This is a genomic window from Enterococcus sp. H57, assembly GCF_003112495.1.
Lineage (GTDB): Bacteria > Bacillota > Bacilli > Lactobacillales > Enterococcaceae > Enterococcus_B > Enterococcus_B faecium.
In genome coordinates this window covers 46,350-59,379 of sequence record NZ_BEHC01000072.1, presented here as the reverse complement: position 1 = coordinate 59,379, position 13,030 = coordinate 46,350, and the positions used below count along the sequence as shown (strand labels likewise).

Below are 13,030 nucleotides of genomic sequence, written 5' to 3'. Positions count from 1 at the left end.
TCACTTCTTTTTATTATTTTTGTGACGGTTGCTGTAATGTTTGTCTGCTGCTTTCTTTCGTTCGACCATCAGCTTATTTAACTCTGTTTCTAGAAGTCCAATAATCGTGATAACGGCCTTTGTACTTTTACCGTAGTGTTCGTAAACACGCTGGCCTTCACCTTTACCTAATACTGCATCCAAGGCTTTTAAAGCTCCGCTGCGCAAGTTGTCAACCTCAATTTGAGTAAAGGTCTTAAACTGATCAGCTGTTGTTGTCTCAACTTCGTCCAGTTGTTCAAGTTTGTTCGCCATATCGCGCAACTGAACACTCACTTCAATATTCGAGTAATCAGACAGTGCCTGATCAACTTCATCTGAAATAGTGATGTCATATTCTTTGCCAGCGATTTTAATTGTTTTGGTTAATGATAACTTTGCATCTAAATCAATTACATTATTGATAGCCATTATTTTTTCCTCCAAATTAAAAGAGCAGGTATCCATAATGGGGTTTAACCTGCTCTAATCTGTCTAATTTTATGATTCAGTAACTGTTAAAGTACATTTAGCACTCTTATTACCATCTACTGTGTTAACTGTAATTTCCGTGGTTCCGGCTTTTACAGCTACAACTTTACCCGTCGTATTGACGGTCGCAATTGTTGAATCAGCGGATGACCATGTAACGTTTTTATTTGTAGCATTTGCTGGTAAAACGGTAGCTGTAAGAGTTTCATTTGCCCCAACAACAAGCGATAACGTTGTTTTATTAAGCGTTACGCTTTCAGGGCTAATTACTCCCCCGCTTTCACCATTTTAGGTTTCCCATTGAATGCCATTGTGAAGCTGAAGGTTTGTTTAGCATTGGCTGCACCGCCAAACGGTACAATAGAAGTCAGTGTAACAACAGCTTGAACCTTATTCCCTTTGGCATCAGTCCATTGTGCTAACGTGCGTAATTCATCTCCGATTGACAAGAATTTAGACGCTACATAATCTTGAGCTGGATCTCCAAATACACGGTGTCCCGCAACTTGGAACGTGATATTTTTACCAGTTACAGTGGAATCAGTGAATCCTTCTCCATCGTAGTAAGGGGATGCATCTGTAGTGTCCGCTGCAGCTGGAGTAATAGTTGTGATCCCTGCTGCTAATGGTGCGAATTTAGCCGATGCGATTTGATCTAAATCTGTACTTCCTGAAGTATCGATTTCCAATTTGTTTTTAAAGTTTAGTAAAAATTCTTTACTATTTTCTGCCATTTAAATTTCCTCCTAATTTTTGAATTGATGAATGGTGATTTTGATACCTAATAAATAAGTTGAGTTCCCTTGAGTGTCCTGTTCGCTTACAAAAGGTGTCTCGCTTATTTCGATACCTAAAAAGACGAAACTCCCATCCTCTGATGCTAGAGTTAAAAGCTCGTCTAAATGATTTGATATAAGCCATAATGTTTTGTTGGCTTTTTCTTGATCTTTTGTATTAAATCCTACTTCGTAAAGCATTTCACGCTCTTTCGTACCGTCAAAGTATTCTTCTACTGTTCGGCTACCCGGCATAGAATAAACGCAAAGTGTATCTTCACCGTTTAGAAATCCCATCGAGCATGGCATTGGAAGGCCTTGAATAGAATCTATCGAGTCAGATAATCGTTCCCATAAATCCATTACAAGTTTCCTCCTTTGATAAATGCCCTACGCCAACTATCCATATGATTAGCTTTTGCTCTGAGGTCCCAACGTCGGCTTGTCCCTGGCGTTGTATAATTCTTAACTCTACTACCATTGACGATCCCTCTAAATTGAGGTTTAGCGTAAGGAACGGTATATGTGATTCGGTTCTTGTTAACAAATGATTTGTCTCTTAAACGTCCTTGCCGTTTTGGCGCATATAGGTTCATGTCTGGATGCATCTGAGCAGTCATATAGTACAGTGCTGAATTGATGTTCATCACTGACAACTTACGATCGACGCCATTTTTTTCAACCTTAACATGGAGCATTACAGCACCTCCAACTCGTACGAGTAAACTTCATTGCTGAAAGGGTTACGGTTATCAACGATAGTAGTGATAGTGTATGTTTCGCCTTCGAAATCAATCTCTGAACCAACGTTATTCTTACTGATTGTTGGCATTGGATCAGAAACACCACCAAATAAAAAAGCGATAGCATTCGCTACCACTTGCCTATTGTTATTCGTACCACTATATACTGTCTGCGGTTGAAAGATCATATTTTTAATCGTAATTGGATCGGAAAAAATAGGCTTCTGCCATTTGTCTTTTCCTTGTATTAGACGCAGCACAATAGATTGATTGCAGTACTCCTTTGGTATTAATGGAATCATCTATAATCAACTCCTTTGTAAAGAAGCCCTGTATAAATCAATTCGTTATAAGCCTCTGTTGCAACCATCGTTCTGCCAACTGTTGCTGCATTCGTGCTTCCAGATTCAATACGCATACGACCAACGCTGACACTTGAAGGGGAAGCATTTAGTAAGTCTGATAACGAAGTAACTCCAACTGACTTCAAATATTCAATTTGGACAGCCATTGCGATTTTGAACTTATCCACTCGATATTTGAACGTGTCATCAGCTAAAGAATGTCTCATGTAAAAATCGCCTGTCACTCGATTAAGCTGACGTGCAGCACATTTTTCTAAGTCATCAAACTCCGAAACTGATACTTTGTTGAATCCTGATTTTAAATATTCATCGTGCGTAAGATAGCTCATAACTGCCTCCTTTCAATTAAAAAGGATAGTTTAGTAGCTATCCTTCGCTTGCTGCGGTTACCGTGACTTCACAGGTAGCAGTTTTACCATTTACGGTTGTCGCTGTGACCGTCGTAGCTCCTACTTTAATAGCAGTAACCTTTCCTTGCACTGGCGTTACTGTTGCAATTGTTTCATCGCTAGAGGTAAATTTCACTGATTTATCAGTTGCCGTTTCTGGTGATACAGTAGCAGACAATGTTTCTGTTGCTCCCACCGTTAGCGTAGCTGTTGTTTTATTCAAAGTTACGCCGGATGGGGCTAAGCTTTTGGGGCCAAAGAGACAGATACACCTTCTTTTTGTTGTTCTTTGATAAAGCAGTCGTGGTATAAGCGGTTTTGATATAAGTAGCCATCGCCTTGTGAATGTTCGCCCGGTGCAAACAAGAAGACAGTGTTTTCTTTGACGATTGGGATAACAGCTTGTTTAGCAACTACTAAGATATTGATGTCTTGTGCATCAGCGGCAGCAGCGTAGCCATCAGTGAAATCGAACTTAGTTTTGAAACGAGTATCGTCCCAAACTTCGACCAATAACACACCATCAAGAGAAGTTACCCGAGATTCTAGTGCCGTTTGCCCAACATTTTGATTAGTGATATTACGAGTAAATTCTGAAGAACGTTCTAATGCATCCATTACGGTCGTTGATACAAACGCTACTAAATTTTGTGGTCCAAATTTACGAGCTGGTAAAATTGCAGCTTTAATGGCTGTATAAGCATTCTTTTCAGTAATTGTTTCTTCTTTAGTATTTCCTGCTCCTAAAGCTAAAGTAGAAAAACGATACGCATCGATTTCTGGTTGAACGTGTTCAGTGATAAATACATTTGAAATTTTAGCTACAGCTAAGTCTTGATTCGTTTCATCAACGTCTTGTTTATCGATGTAAAATTCAACGTCTCGATCTTGACCCATTGTGTAAACTTTTTTGTCATTTCCATAAGTACCGCTGTTGAATCCCTTGTTACGTGTATGGTGTTTCAAACCAGAAGTTGAAATAGTCGTTAATGTAAATGATTTACCACCGTTCACAAATTCAACTTGTGGAATACCTAAGATCGTCGTTAACAATCCTTGAGTGATCTTCTGATCGAAAATCCCATTGTCTTTTGTAATGTAATTAATTGCCATATTTTATTCCCTCCAAATTTAATTTTTGTTTGGTAAAACTCCTAATGCTTTAGCGAACACATCTTCTTCCACATTCTTGCCAGAACTAGCATTCCCAGAAAAGGTAGCCTTCTTACCATCGGGATTAGGTGGAACCTGTTCAGATTGGCCAAATAAATAACCGTCGCTTTCTTTAAGCGCGGCCAGTTGGTCATCTAATCCTTTTAATCCCTCGTCTGTCAGTTCCAATGATTCGCTGTCTAGCAAGGCTTTAGCAGCCTTAATGTTTTTAGCCCCGGCTTGTGTTAGAGCTAAGTCAATCGCTGATGATTTTTTAAGATCAGCAATTTGTTGTTCAGAACTCGTCTTGATTTCATCAAACTTAGATTGTAAATCCTCTAACTGCTTAGTAAGATCTTCATTTCCTTTAGCATTTGCTTTGAAATCATTCAGCTCATTTTGGTTTTTCTCTAACTGTTCTTGATATTGAGTGGCCTGTTGTTCCGCGGTAGACACCCGACTATTCAACTCGTTCACAGTCACACCATGCAAAGCCATAATTGATCCAATCTGTTCATCAGTTAAGCCAAGTTCTTTCAGTTCTTCACGTTTCATTTCATTCATCCTTTCGTTGTTTAACGAGGCTACGCCCTCGATGGATTGAACAGTTTAACGCCGTATTCGGGGCAAAATAAAAAGACTAGCGATTGCTAAGCCAAAATTATTAACTTTGTACTTGTTCTCTACTGTAATCACGAACTAAGAACCCATGTTCGTTGATAAGCTCCCTTAACTGTTTCTGTTTGTTAGCAATCACTTGTTTGCACATCTGGACAGTTTCGGGATCTTCCAATTCTAACGCCGCATTCATACGTTTCTTCTGATAGCGAATATCTCGTTCCAGCTTTCGTTGTTGCTGTTGAATTTCAGCGTTTTCTTGTGCTTTTTCTGGATCGTATTGTGGCTGATTATTTGTATTCACATCAGGCCGGCCAGGATAAAGAATATGTGTACAGTTAATTCCTTGCGTTCCACCGGGCTCGCCATATCCATGATCATAAATAGAGGGTAAATGTTTGAATTCTTCTGGCGCTTCATTTTTCGGCACAGTTAATACCCATCCGCCTTGGATTGGCGCACAGGCTTCGCGAGCTGCTGGATGACTACTCATTAATGCAGTAACACACTCAAAGTCTTCCATCCTCTGCAATCGTAAGTCGTTGAATGTTCTATGCGACGTAGTTTGAACGACGGTTCGAGAGTATGCCTCCATTGACCACTCTCGACCAGCTTTATCAACAAAACCCGATTTGATTCCCATATCTACCATTTTATAGACGTTATCTTTCACGGCTTTCTCATGCGTTTTAAGACCTGTCATAGATTCGATGGTTGATTGTTTGAGAATTGCTTGATAAGCTCTCATGACTGCATTCTCATTGAAATTAGTAGTGATCAGCGTTTGATTGACATTATTATTTAAGTCTTGGAAAGTTTGACGAACCAAAGAGTCTAGAATTTTGTTTACGTCGTCAGACACAGGAACACTTTTATGGACCATTCGCTCTAATTCTTGATCAATTTCATTAACGACTTTTACGCCGTTACCTTTGATTAATTGTTCGATTGCTTCTTGAGTTTCGCCAGTATAACTTGCTAACAAATCAATAACTTTATCGTTCAGTGTACCCATTTTAGAAAGTTGATTTACTTGCCACAAAAGCACGTCTTCTTTTGCAACATCTTGAAAACGAGACTGTTTTAACGCTTTGATTATGATGTTAAAGATTCGGTCTTCCAGTTCTGAATAGATATTAATAATTGAATTCGCAGTCTTTTGCATCTTTTCTGGTGTAATCATAATTAATCACCTAAATCGAATAAGGCATCTTGACTACGCCGTTCGGTTGATCCCGCTTCTGGCATTTCATCTTTTAATGCAGCTAACCAATCTTCTAATTCCTCTTCGTTTAGATTGTAATTACGGATAAGAAACTGTTTCTTAGGCATTACGCCAGCAGTTACAGCCTTTAGATCATTTTCTAATTGTTTGTTACGATCGACAAATAGACCATCCTCAAAACTAACTATTACTAAATAACTATCATATTCAATAGAGAATAGCGGTTTCTCGCTTTCAAACATTTCTCCGTATCCCGCAAGCTCAAAAATAGAATGGATTAGTTCGTTAATAACTTTTTCAACCATCGTTAAATAGCTTGAACGCGTTTGATACGTCATAGAATTGTTAGAAACAATCTCTGTTGCCGTTTTAATCCCATCGTCTGCATAGTTCATTGAGCCAACAGATAAACCTACTTGCACCTCAAACTCTTTGATCAGATGACTAATAGCATCCTTATACTGAACCGTCCGAATAGGTGTAGTGATATCCTTAACCCCGATATTTTCAGCACCATACACACCAGCAAAAACATTCTGATCAGTGTCGAACAGCGGCGGGCGCAATTGATCTACTCTAAGAAACTCTGCAGGAACAACAACACGTCGTTGACCTAACTGAATTTCCCAAGCAAATTGATCATGCGTTGTGTTGATTGTGTCCAGAATCTCTTTTGAGTTATCGACAATACCAGCGCCCAATGGACTTTCTAACGATTTGTTATTCGCACCAGGTGTTCTAAAGTATGCAAAAAGCGGTCTTTTCAATCCTTCTAATGTGACAGTTTCAGCCAAATCAGGATAAAGAACCGCTAATGAAATTTGTTTACCAACAATATTATCGTTATCAGATTTATAAAGCTCATTACTGATAACATACTTATCATCTTGCCATTCATGGAATTCTAGCAACGTATAGTAGTAATTCACGTCACCTTCTGTTTGAATGGTCTTTGTTGCAATGGCGCATTCACTTACTTCGTTAGTATTTGATCGCAACGGATAGAATTGATCCGCACGGATCCATGAAATTTTGATCTTGTCACCGTCAACGTAAGGACGCATTGCAAAGCCGCCTGCAGCAATCCCTTTTTCAAGGTTCAACTCAAATAGATTGTAGAAATTGTTGTCATAAAGTGTTTTATCTAGGAACTCTACAGCTGATTGGATGCTTTTCGAAGCTTCTGCTTGCTCCTCCTTGTCTTTTAGTGCTACTTTGCACTTCTCATTAAAGATGATACTCGCTAACCGTCTAGAAGCTGTCTTGGTGATATTTAGGGACTTAAATTCTCTTTTCTGTGTTTCCCCGTATGAATTACGATATTGTATATCAGGAAATAGATTGGAATAGTACCTAAAGTTTCTTGCAATCCGATCGTATTCTCTTGAATCAATCCCTATTTTAGGATGATCCGTTACCTTAGCAATATCACGACCAGTATAACTCATATTCACGCTATCAACTCCTCTCTTGAATATACTTTTAATCGTTTGGAATACTCCCATTTTCTCACCTACCATTTCAGGTCTAAGTCTTGAAGATTATCACGTACAAAATATTGAAAACCATCACAAGAGTGATCATCCTCTTTAATAACTTTTGGATCATCACTGTTCAACGTGTCTTCGTCCCATTGATACTTTTTGTGTTCCTCAATAAATATCTTATTGCTTTCTTTTTCCAAATAAAAAAACCTACCTTGTGCAAGTAAGCTTTGAACGTGATCAATCATGTCTACTTTTTTGGCTTTAGCTACTGTGTGCAGTCGAACATTGTAATCTAGATAATACTGATTTCTTAATGCGCCTTCCGCCGAATCAATCGTAATTTGATACGCATATTTATCATATTCAGCCTGGCAACGATCAATGAAATCATGCAAGTCTTTTGATAGTTCGGTCGGTGCTTTCTTATTTGCTTTACCTGCCGGGCTATAGTAATACGTGTCTAACAAGATTACGTTCTTCTTTCTAGTAAGCGCGTAACACCCGCATGTTGTTGCAGATACCTGGTGACCACTATCGATTGAGAAATAAAGATTCGCTATGTAGTCATTATCCGGCATTTTATCTAAAGGTTGGAAATGATTCATATTGTAGATATGAGTCCCTAATCCAATGACTTCACCACGATAGAGCCACTTGTAATAGTCTTCGTCATTCTTGCGGTAAGTCTCTATTAGTTTAAGTTGTTGTGGATCAGTAAAACCTAATTCATCATCTAAGTAAGTAGAATGGTCCACTAAGTGATCATCCAGCTCTTTACATTTCTCTACCCATTCATTGACCCAATCGTATGGATTTTTTGGCGGGTTCCACGAATAATAAACTTTTACTTGGTCCACATACTTAGAGCGTTGGCGAATAAACGTAGCATTTGTTTGATCAAATACTTCACTGCTTTGAAAGTTAGCAGCTTCTTCATACCACAATGAGATAATATCGCCTATCGCATTAGATTTAAGTTTCAATGGATCATCAACGCCATAGAAGTAGAATGCTGAACCAGTTCGCTTGTGGATGATCGTCAATGGCGACATTCGATACCTATACTCATTAGCAATCCCAAGCATATTCAATGCCCATTTGATTTGAAGATAAACCGCATCACGTAAATACTTGTGCTGACTCATCATGCAAACAATATTGACTTTATGCTTTGCTTGCGTATGTTTCTTCATTTCAGTCGCGAGCTTTAAGCTGATTACTGACGACTTAAATGATCCACGTCCACCTTTCATTAAGATATAAGGGCACTGTGTGTGCCACATCTTATAAAAATGTGGGTTAATCATTCCAGTTAGTTTAATCTGAGGCTTCGTCTTGGCTTTCATTCCCATTTGAATCAACCTCACTTTCAATCATCGGGATATCATCAACAATCACTGTTTGTTCTTCTGACGAATCATAACCATCATCTAACTGCTTCAATTGTGCTTTTGCTAAATTGACTTGTACATCCATGTATTCTAGTTTCTTTCTACGTTCATCATGTTCATCAGCTATAGAGACAAATTGTCTAATTAAGCTAGATAGCGTGCTCATAGCCCTTGATTGTGCATTCATGAAATTAGCTTGCTTGTCCCAAGCATATTGAATAGCATATTCTTCTGAACTTCCAGAATCACTCGAGGACCACTTAGAAACTTCTTTGGACAAACTACCCTCATAATCAACATACATGATTTTCTGTGCTCGGATAATAGCCGTGTACTGGATCATGATATTATTCCATAATATATCCTCAGGTTTAGAGGTTGCAACCTCATTCATAATTTCTAATGTTTCAGAAGGTAACCAATTGGCAAAAAGGCCATGGGTAACAGCGTTTTTGTTGTCCTCTGGCGCTCCTTTGTTGTTCGGAATAGTTGCGTTCTTGGTTGCAACCTTTTCTCGAGACCAGTAACGGGATTTCCATGACTTTACTGTGCTGATGGATACACCATACTTTTCCGCTATTTCTCTATACTTCAACCCTTTTTCATAATCATCTTTAGCTAGTTCGTATTTCTTCACATGTGACACCACCTCGCTTGTTTGCAACATTTGTTTTGTAATCTACACATACTTTGAAAGATTTTCCTGTATGTGTTTATCTGAATAGAAACCATGACCGCAATAAAGAAGTTTGCATTTATCAATCTCTTTTGGTGTTGCTTCTCTCCCCATTTCAACAATGGGGTATTTCTTTTTAATCTGGACTGACTGAACCACTCTGATTGGATCATCTGCGTTTGGTTGTGGATACCTATTTGTTAGTGATACATACCAGTAGTTTCTCATTAACCATTCTTCTCTTCAATAGCATTTAGATCATTGTAAATAGCCTTTGCTGTCTCTAATCCGACCCGCAGTCTTCGTTGAATGACTCCAACAGTTAGCTCCATATCAACTTCTTCATAGTCCTTCTTTAATTGCTTCATTTCCTCGAAATCTTTAGCGGTATATTGTTTCATATAATTATTCTCCTTTTAAATAAAATAAAAAGACCACTCAATGAGTGATCTAATATGTACTAGCAACCTACACACAGGCGGTTATCCTGTTCCTCCCTAGGGCTCGCACCACACGAGTTCATACCCCCCTCGGTTGCTTAAAGTCACTGGAGTGGAATCGCACCACTCACGTACTAGTCCTTTCTAGTTTTGTACAAGGTCCCGATAGTGCGCCATACGCTTCCTACCTCCACCTTTGCGTCTACCCTTTCCGCCACAGTGACAAATTAATATTGTGACAATAAATACTAAGTGTATAATTTTATTTATCAGCGAGTGGTCCGCTGAAAATAATTTAAAGGTGGTGAAAAATTTGTACTTTGTTATAAGAGAAGCAACTAATGGCCAATATTACTTCGTTATTAAGTCCGATAACAATGAAGTAGTAGCAACTAGCGAAACATACTTGACTAAATATTCCGCTGAACAAACCATTAATTCTATAAAAAACGGAATCACCAAAGACTCTCAAGTTATCGATGTGACTAAATAAGACGACTAACTTCATTTGCTAGGGAGTTCATTTCAGCTGCTTTTTCTACCAAAGCAGTTGAGATACTTTCTAGCTTTTCTGATTTAACAGAATTAAATACTGGCGTCTTGATACTAATCGATACATCTTGACGAGGATCAGGACTCGTTGCTCTATTTTTTTGCACCACTGATCTGTACTTTTCTACTGAATGATACTCAATTACTTGTTCTAAATGTTTTTTGTACTCTTTACATACAGCTTCTTTTTGGATCAATTCTAAACGTTGTTGCTCAATAATATCAATCAACCGTTCCCGATCCATACCTTGATACTTTATTTGTTCGACTTCCATTCGTTTTCCCTCCAACACATAAATTAATAAACAGCAACGGATGATAGATAATAAGAACAATTTAGAAGGAGTTGAAATTCACATCCTTATTCTTAATATTTCCGTTGCTGTCTATCGAAGCTTAATTAAAACGATGAGGGAGATTTCCTCCCTTGCGTTTTATTTTTGAAGAACAATTATTCAGAATAAAAGAATGAATAAACTTGTGAGTGTCTAATCTATTAATTGTCTTCACTTATAGGTGGGAATGGTTTACAAGTTTTAGCAAATTTCAAATAGATTGATTTGATGACCATATTCAAAATAATTGTCGATCTTATTTTTAATTCGCTGTGACATAGATTTAACAGTACCCACAGCTAGATTCATTTGTTCTGCTGCTTCTCCATAAGTACATAAATCTTTATTAATTAAATGAAATAATGTCAGTTCTTTATTAGAAAGCAAAGATTCTATCTCCGTCACTTGGAGCAACATCTCTTTTTTCTTCGGAGAAATCGTCTCTTCTGCTGGCTTTTCTACTTCCTGTAAATAAACTTGATAGCTCATAACGTCTATATCTGCCAGTTTAACGGCTCTTCTATGCTTTGGTATCTTCTTGGCTTGCTCATCATCGAAAGGCTTCTCTCTGCCTGTTTCTAACCAGAATAAAGCGTACTCTGTAGTAGAGATAGCTTCTGCTATTACTTTTTGATCCGCTATATCTTGAGGAGAACGATCATCAATTAATTTATGTATCACTCTCCCATGTTCTTTGACAGGTGTGCGATATCGTTTATTTAAGATTTTTTGATGTTGCTTTTTCAACATTTTCAAGTCATTCTTGTATTCCTGAATTAAATCATTCATATAGATAGCCTCCTCAATAATTTTGCAAACAAAAAAGCGGACACAAATCAACAAGAAAGTTCTTGTCAACTTGTGTCCGCCAGTTTTCTGGTAGGACGATATTTAAAATAATTGTTTCACTTCTTCTTTAACTTGCTTGACTTTATTGCAATGGGATTCTATAACTGTTGTTCCAAACGAAGGAAGCTCGACACTTTTCATTTGACCGTTTGAAATAATGATTAAACAATGTTCTCCTTGCATTTTTTCAATGTCGCTTAATCCAATTACCTTTAACTCCATAGCTGCCTCCTGTGATATAATAGACTTACCTTGGCAGGGGCAAATCATATTTGTCACGAGCAGCGAGCTAATAATGGCTTGCTGTTTATGTTTATTAACAATATTATGCTGATAAGGAATTCTCTATTAGCTACTTCAATAATTCTTCATACTTTATATTTAGCAATAAACTCATCGATATCTTTGATGTCATATTTTGGACGGCTGTTTTCACCGAATATGATTACTTTCAATCCTTTTTTTACCCACTCATTGATCGTTCCTGCAGACGTCCCCGTGTAATGAACTGCTTCTTTTTGAGTCAGATAGCGTTTAGGCACATATCCAACTAACAATGAGTCTAAGTCATTTTTATTGATAAATTTGTCATTCATATTGATTTCTCCTTATATAACTTATAATTCTGTTTTTATAATCTCCATATCCACCAATCTCACCACTGCTAAATTCTCTTTGCTTTTCGCTAACCGCTTGTCACATTCCATCGTGTTTTCAATGCGAATGATCGCTGAGTGATTATAGACGTGTTCTACATATCCACGAAACGGATAGATGAACTCCTCTGCTTCACATCGAACCATGTCACCGACTTTGACTTTTGGTTTCTTACGTGTTTTAGGATTCTTTGTCGGCATATCCAGCATTAAACCGCCGATACCATGACTACTAGCGTAAAATCCGTCTTTTAGTTTCATCTTTCTACCACCTCTTCCACTGGTACAGCAAATGGCCAGTATCTTTCATCTGCTGATTTAATCGTAAGTTCATCTAATTTTGCAACAAAACCTTTTCTAGGTTCTTTTGTAGGAAACATTCTAGTTTCATCACTTGTGATCTCATAATGTAGATACAAATACTCTGTTTTAAGCTCCGCTGCCTCTTCATCTCAAACTTCATATGGTAGTCTCACATAATACAACGGCTCTTTCTCGACCTCGTAGCCGTATAACAAAGCTTCTGTTGCTTTTTCTTTATTAAGATAACGGCTATCTTCAACAAGCCAGTTCAACAGCTCTTTTGTTCCTGATGGCGATCTATCATAATTGAGTTCATAATCAACACCATACCCCCAGCCCGCGCGTGTAATAAGAGAGATAGCATAAAACTTGTCACGTTTTTCCAGGACTTGTTTTGCCCAATCATCAAAAAACTTAGGCATAACTGGCTTTTGCGGTTCGTCTATTTTTTTCATTAACGTAATACCTGCATTCATACTCTCGTTATAGCAAGCAGCTATTGCATCATTTCCTATCGCTTTAATACTTTCTAACTTTTTGATTGTTTCCTGTTTATTCATCGC

Annotated in this window: 23 protein-coding genes and 1 pseudogene; 1 reads left to right on the top strand and 23 read right to left on the bottom strand. The window is 37.9% G+C overall.

From position 1 onward, the window contains the following. The 16 genes from DIZ30_RS12515 to DIZ30_RS13570 form a co-directional block, all read right to left on the bottom strand. Complete coding sequence (locus tag DIZ30_RS12515) at window positions 1-450, bottom strand: hypothetical protein (RefSeq protein ID WP_047928269.1); 450 nt, start codon at window positions 448-450, stop codon at window positions 1-3. Window positions 451-519: 69 nt separating this feature from the next. Beyond that, complete coding sequence (locus DIZ30_RS12510) at window positions 520-777, bottom strand: Ig-like domain-containing protein (RefSeq protein ID WP_109023263.1); 258 nt, start codon at window positions 775-777, stop codon at window positions 520-522. Beyond that, on the bottom strand, window positions 777-1,244 hold the full coding sequence (locus tag DIZ30_RS12505; RefSeq protein ID WP_016629364.1) for a phage tail tube protein: 468 nt from the start codon (window positions 1,242-1,244) through the stop codon (window positions 777-779). Before DIZ30_RS12505 ends, DIZ30_RS12510 begins: the two co-directional genes overlap by 1 nt. Window positions 1,245-1,256: 12 nt before the next feature. Next, the gene (locus tag DIZ30_RS12500) at window positions 1,257-1,649 is read right to left on the bottom strand and encodes a minor capsid protein (protein ID WP_109023253.1); all 393 of its coding nucleotides are present in this window, start codon (window positions 1,647-1,649) and stop codon (window positions 1,257-1,259) included. After that, window positions 1,649-1,984 carry a minor capsid protein gene (locus DIZ30_RS12495; protein ID WP_104889089.1) on the bottom strand — a complete coding sequence of 112 codons (336 nt, stop codon included), beginning with the start codon at window positions 1,982-1,984 and terminating at the stop codon, window positions 1,649-1,651. Before DIZ30_RS12495 ends, DIZ30_RS12500 begins: the two co-directional genes overlap by 1 nt. Beyond that, window positions 1,984-2,331: a putative minor capsid protein gene (locus tag DIZ30_RS12490; protein WP_016629361.1), complete on the bottom strand. Its 348-nt coding sequence runs from the start codon at window positions 2,329-2,331 to the stop codon at window positions 1,984-1,986. Before DIZ30_RS12490 ends, DIZ30_RS12495 begins: the two co-directional genes overlap by 1 nt. Further along, window positions 2,328-2,723 (bottom strand): hypothetical protein, encoded by a 396-nt coding sequence (locus tag DIZ30_RS12485; protein WP_002300152.1) that lies wholly within the window; start codon window positions 2,721-2,723, stop codon window positions 2,328-2,330. Before DIZ30_RS12485 ends, DIZ30_RS12490 begins: the two co-directional genes overlap by 4 nt. Before the next feature lie 37 nt (window positions 2,724-2,760). Beyond that, entirely contained in the window at window positions 2,761-3,006 is a 246-nt protein-coding gene (locus DIZ30_RS12480) for an Ig-like domain-containing protein (RefSeq protein ID WP_002314912.1), read from the bottom strand. A 17-nt stretch (window positions 3,007-3,023) separates the two neighbouring features. Then, window positions 3,024-3,896, bottom strand: coding sequence for a hypothetical protein (locus DIZ30_RS12475; RefSeq protein ID WP_109023252.1), 873 nt, complete (start codon window positions 3,894-3,896; stop codon window positions 3,024-3,026). An 18-nt stretch (window positions 3,897-3,914) separates the two neighbouring features. Further along, window positions 3,915-4,490 carry a phage scaffolding protein gene (locus DIZ30_RS12470; RefSeq protein ID WP_104889091.1) on the bottom strand — a complete coding sequence of 192 codons (576 nt, stop codon included), beginning with the start codon at window positions 4,488-4,490 and terminating at the stop codon, window positions 3,915-3,917. A 109-nt stretch (window positions 4,491-4,599) separates the two neighbouring features. Next, window positions 4,600-5,736 (bottom strand): phage minor capsid protein, encoded by a 1,137-nt coding sequence (locus DIZ30_RS12465; protein ID WP_109023251.1) that lies wholly within the window; start codon window positions 5,734-5,736, stop codon window positions 4,600-4,602. 2 nt (window positions 5,737-5,738) lie between these two features. After that, the gene (locus tag DIZ30_RS12460) at window positions 5,739-7,298 is read right to left on the bottom strand and encodes a phage portal protein (RefSeq protein WP_109023250.1); all 1,560 of its coding nucleotides are present in this window, start codon (window positions 7,296-7,298) and stop codon (window positions 5,739-5,741) included. Continuing rightward, entirely contained in the window at window positions 7,292-8,617 is a 1,326-nt protein-coding gene (locus tag DIZ30_RS12455; RefSeq protein WP_109023249.1) for a PBSX family phage terminase large subunit, read from the bottom strand. Before DIZ30_RS12455 ends, DIZ30_RS12460 begins: the two co-directional genes overlap by 7 nt. Further along, on the bottom strand, window positions 8,583-9,293 hold the full coding sequence (terS, locus tag DIZ30_RS12450; RefSeq protein ID WP_016176571.1) for a phage terminase small subunit: 711 nt from the start codon (window positions 9,291-9,293) through the stop codon (window positions 8,583-8,585). The genes DIZ30_RS12455 and terS overlap by 35 nt, the downstream gene beginning before the upstream one ends. A gap of 42 nt (window positions 9,294-9,335) precedes the next feature. Then, window positions 9,336-9,560 (bottom strand): hypothetical protein, encoded by a 225-nt coding sequence (locus tag DIZ30_RS13815; RefSeq protein WP_109023248.1) that lies wholly within the window; start codon window positions 9,558-9,560, stop codon window positions 9,336-9,338. Then, the gene (locus tag DIZ30_RS13570; protein WP_010725037.1) at window positions 9,560-9,733 is read right to left on the bottom strand and encodes a hypothetical protein; all 174 of its coding nucleotides are present in this window, start codon (window positions 9,731-9,733) and stop codon (window positions 9,560-9,562) included. Before DIZ30_RS13570 ends, DIZ30_RS13815 begins: the two co-directional genes overlap by 1 nt. A gap of 340 nt (window positions 9,734-10,073) precedes the next feature. On the opposite strand from DIZ30_RS13570, the gene DIZ30_RS12440 reads away from it, so the two are divergent. Beyond that, window positions 10,074-10,265: a YegP family protein gene (locus DIZ30_RS12440; protein WP_172599645.1), complete on the top strand. Its 192-nt coding sequence runs from the start codon at window positions 10,074-10,076 to the stop codon at window positions 10,263-10,265. Here DIZ30_RS12440 and DIZ30_RS12435 read toward each other — a convergent pair. From DIZ30_RS12435 to DIZ30_RS13980, 7 genes and pseudogenes are all read right to left on the bottom strand, one after another. Next, window positions 10,258-10,599, bottom strand: a complete 342-nt coding sequence (locus DIZ30_RS12435; protein ID WP_002338895.1) for a hypothetical protein — start codon at window positions 10,597-10,599, stop codon at window positions 10,258-10,260. The two genes, DIZ30_RS12440 and DIZ30_RS12435, sit on opposite strands and share 8 nt — an antisense overlap. Window positions 10,600-10,860: 261 nt before the next feature. Continuing rightward, window positions 10,861-11,448, bottom strand: a complete 588-nt coding sequence (locus DIZ30_RS12430; RefSeq protein ID WP_002309105.1) for a hypothetical protein — start codon at window positions 11,446-11,448, stop codon at window positions 10,861-10,863. Between the two features lie 102 nt (window positions 11,449-11,550). After that, window positions 11,551-11,730, bottom strand: coding sequence for an XtrA/YqaO family protein (locus DIZ30_RS12425; RefSeq protein ID WP_002326226.1), 180 nt, complete (start codon window positions 11,728-11,730; stop codon window positions 11,551-11,553). Window positions 11,731-11,876: 146 nt separating this feature from the next. Continuing rightward, a complete protein-coding gene (locus DIZ30_RS12420) occupies window positions 11,877-12,104 on the bottom strand; it encodes an AlpA family transcriptional regulator (protein ID WP_002314901.1) in 228 nt (75 codons plus the stop codon). Between the two features lie 21 nt (window positions 12,105-12,125). After that, complete coding sequence (locus DIZ30_RS12415; RefSeq protein ID WP_109023247.1) at window positions 12,126-12,425, bottom strand: hypothetical protein; 300 nt, start codon at window positions 12,423-12,425, stop codon at window positions 12,126-12,128. Beyond that, window positions 12,422-12,544 (bottom strand): hypothetical protein, encoded by a 123-nt coding sequence (locus DIZ30_RS13985; protein WP_376737963.1) that lies wholly within the window; start codon window positions 12,542-12,544, stop codon window positions 12,422-12,424. Before DIZ30_RS13985 ends, DIZ30_RS12415 begins: the two co-directional genes overlap by 4 nt. A 111-nt stretch (window positions 12,545-12,655) precedes the next feature. After that, window positions 12,656-13,027 (bottom strand): annotated as a pseudogene (locus DIZ30_RS13980) (DUF1642 domain-containing protein); the annotation flags it as partial. Between the last annotated feature and the right edge of the window lie 3 nt (window positions 13,028-13,030).

Excerpts from the sequence above, each read along its gene's own strand:
- DIZ30_RS12515 (WP_047928269.1), bottom strand. The coding sequence starts at position 450 with ATGGCTATCAATAATGTAATTGATTTAGATGCAAAGTTATCATTAACC.
- DIZ30_RS12505 (WP_016629364.1), bottom strand. The coding sequence starts at position 1,244 with ATGGCAGAAAATAGTAAAGAATTTTTACTAAACTTTAAAAACAAATTG.
- DIZ30_RS12500 (WP_109023253.1), bottom strand. The coding sequence starts at position 1,649 with ATGGATTTATGGGAACGATTATCTGACTCGATAGATTCTATTCAAGGC.
- DIZ30_RS12495 (WP_104889089.1), bottom strand. The coding sequence starts at position 1,984 with ATGCTCCATGTTAAGGTTGAAAAAAATGGCGTCGATCGTAAGTTGTCA.
- DIZ30_RS12490 (WP_016629361.1), bottom strand. The coding sequence starts at position 2,331 with ATGATTCCATTAATACCAAAGGAGTACTGCAATCAATCTATTGTGCTG.
- DIZ30_RS12485 (WP_002300152.1), bottom strand. The coding sequence starts at position 2,723 with ATGAGCTATCTTACGCACGATGAATATTTAAAATCAGGATTCAACAAA.
- DIZ30_RS12475 (WP_109023252.1), bottom strand. The coding sequence starts at position 3,896 with ATGGCAATTAATTACATTACAAAAGACAATGGGATTTTCGATCAGAAG.
- DIZ30_RS12470 (WP_104889091.1), bottom strand. The coding sequence starts at position 4,490 with ATGAAACGTGAAGAACTGAAAGAACTTGGCTTAACTGATGAACAGATT.
- DIZ30_RS12465 (WP_109023251.1), bottom strand. The coding sequence starts at position 5,736 with ATGATTACACCAGAAAAGATGCAAAAGACTGCGAATTCAATTATTAAT.
- DIZ30_RS12460 (WP_109023250.1), bottom strand. The coding sequence starts at position 7,298 with ATGGTAGGTGAGAAAATGGGAGTATTCCAAACGATTAAAAGTATATTC.
- DIZ30_RS12455 (WP_109023249.1), bottom strand. The coding sequence starts at position 8,617 with ATGGGAATGAAAGCCAAGACGAAGCCTCAGATTAAACTAACTGGAATG.
- DIZ30_RS13815 (WP_109023248.1), bottom strand. The coding sequence starts at position 9,560 with ATGAGAAACTACTGGTATGTATCACTAACAAATAGGTATCCACAACCA.
- DIZ30_RS13570 (WP_010725037.1), bottom strand. The coding sequence starts at position 9,733 with ATGAAACAATATACCGCTAAAGATTTCGAGGAAATGAAGCAATTAAAG.
- DIZ30_RS12435 (WP_002338895.1), bottom strand. The coding sequence starts at position 10,599 with ATGGAAGTCGAACAAATAAAGTATCAAGGTATGGATCGGGAACGGTTG.
- DIZ30_RS12430 (WP_002309105.1), bottom strand. The coding sequence starts at position 11,448 with ATGAATGATTTAATTCAGGAATACAAGAATGACTTGAAAATGTTGAAA.
- DIZ30_RS12425 (WP_002326226.1), bottom strand. The coding sequence starts at position 11,730 with ATGGAGTTAAAGGTAATTGGATTAAGCGACATTGAAAAAATGCAAGGA.
- DIZ30_RS12420 (WP_002314901.1), bottom strand. The coding sequence starts at position 12,104 with ATGAATGACAAATTTATCAATAAAAATGACTTAGACTCATTGTTAGTT.
- DIZ30_RS12415 (WP_109023247.1), bottom strand. The coding sequence starts at position 12,425 with ATGAAACTAAAAGACGGATTTTACGCTAGTAGTCATGGTATCGGCGGT.
- DIZ30_RS13985 (WP_376737963.1), bottom strand. The coding sequence starts at position 12,544 with ATGTTTCCTACAAAAGAACCTAGAAAAGGTTTTGTTGCAAAATTAGAT.